This is a genomic window from Micromonospora sp. NPDC049580 (genome assembly GCF_040675595.1).
Taxonomy (GTDB): domain Bacteria; phylum Actinomycetota; class Actinomycetes; order Mycobacteriales; family Micromonosporaceae; genus Micromonospora.
On the sequence record NZ_JBFAPG010000848.1, the window covers coordinates 1 to 1,004 of the forward strand.

Annotated in this window: 2 protein-coding genes; both read right to left on the reverse strand. The window is 72.9% G+C overall.

Translation table 11 applies throughout. The annotated features are described in order from the left end of the window. Nucleotides 1–584 (reverse strand): urease accessory protein UreG (gene ureG / locus AB0J68_RS32535; protein ID WP_363942774.1); only part of this gene is annotated, 584 nt, incomplete at its 3' end. Between the two features lie 91 nt (nucleotides 585–675). After that, nucleotides 676–897, reverse strand: coding sequence for a hypothetical protein (locus AB0J68_RS32540; protein ID WP_363942771.1), 222 nt, complete (start codon nucleotides 895–897; stop codon nucleotides 676–678). Nucleotides 898–1,004 lie beyond the last annotated feature (107 nt).

Genomic DNA, 1,004 nt, shown 5'->3' on the forward strand with positions numbered 1-1,004 from the left:
GTCGGGTCGCCGACGATCGACAGGAAGACGGTCGGGAGGTCGCCGCGCCGAGCCCGCGCGTCCCGGTCCATCACCGCGAGGTCGGCGCCCACCATGGGCGCCAGGTCGGTCTTGTTGATCACGAGGAGGTCGGCGGACGTGACCCCGGGCCCGCCCTTGCGCGGCACCTTGTCCCCGCCGGCCACGTCGACCACGAAGATCTGCCGGTCGACCAGGCCCCGGCTGAACGTGGCGGTGAGGTTGTCCCCGCCGCTCTCCACCAGCACCAGGTCCAGCGGACCGAGCGCCTCGGCCAGTTCGTCCACTGCGTCGAGGTTGGCGCCGATGTCGTCGCGGATCGCGGTGTGGGGGCAGCAGCCGGTCTCCACGGCGCGGATCCGGGCCGGGTCCAGGACGCCGGCCCGCTTGAGGAAGTCGGCGTCCTCGGTGGTGTAGATGTCGTTGGTCACCACGCCGAGCCGCAACTCGTCGGCGAACGCCCGGCACAGGGCGGCCACCAGCGCGGTCTTACCGGACCCGACCGGCCCGCCGATGCCGACCCGCAGCGCTCGGCCCGAGGGCGCCAGCTGCGGGTGCGGGTCCACCCCCGGCTCGGGATGGGTGTGCGGAACGGTCTCGTCGTGCGGCGGCCCGGCAGCGGGTGCAGCGGCGGGTACATCGGTCGGCTCAACAATGTCAGGACGCAAAGAGACGCACCTCCCAGGTGGCGTGGACTTCGGCAGAGATGTCGGCGAGCGGGGCGGCGGCGGCCGGCAGCCGCTCGGGTGGGTCGTCGGCGGCACGGGCCGCGTCGGCGGCGGTGCCGTCGCAGAGGTCGACGAGGCCGACCAGCAGGGCCTGGACCTGGTACGGGTCGAGGCCGAGCAGACGTACGCCGGCACTGGCCGCACCGGTCACCGTCCCGTACGGGTGAGCTGGGCGCGCAGGTTGCCGATCAGCCGATCGACCGCCTGCACGGACTGGGCACGCTTGCGGAAGTTGGTGTTTAGGGTGCTCTTCTCCTG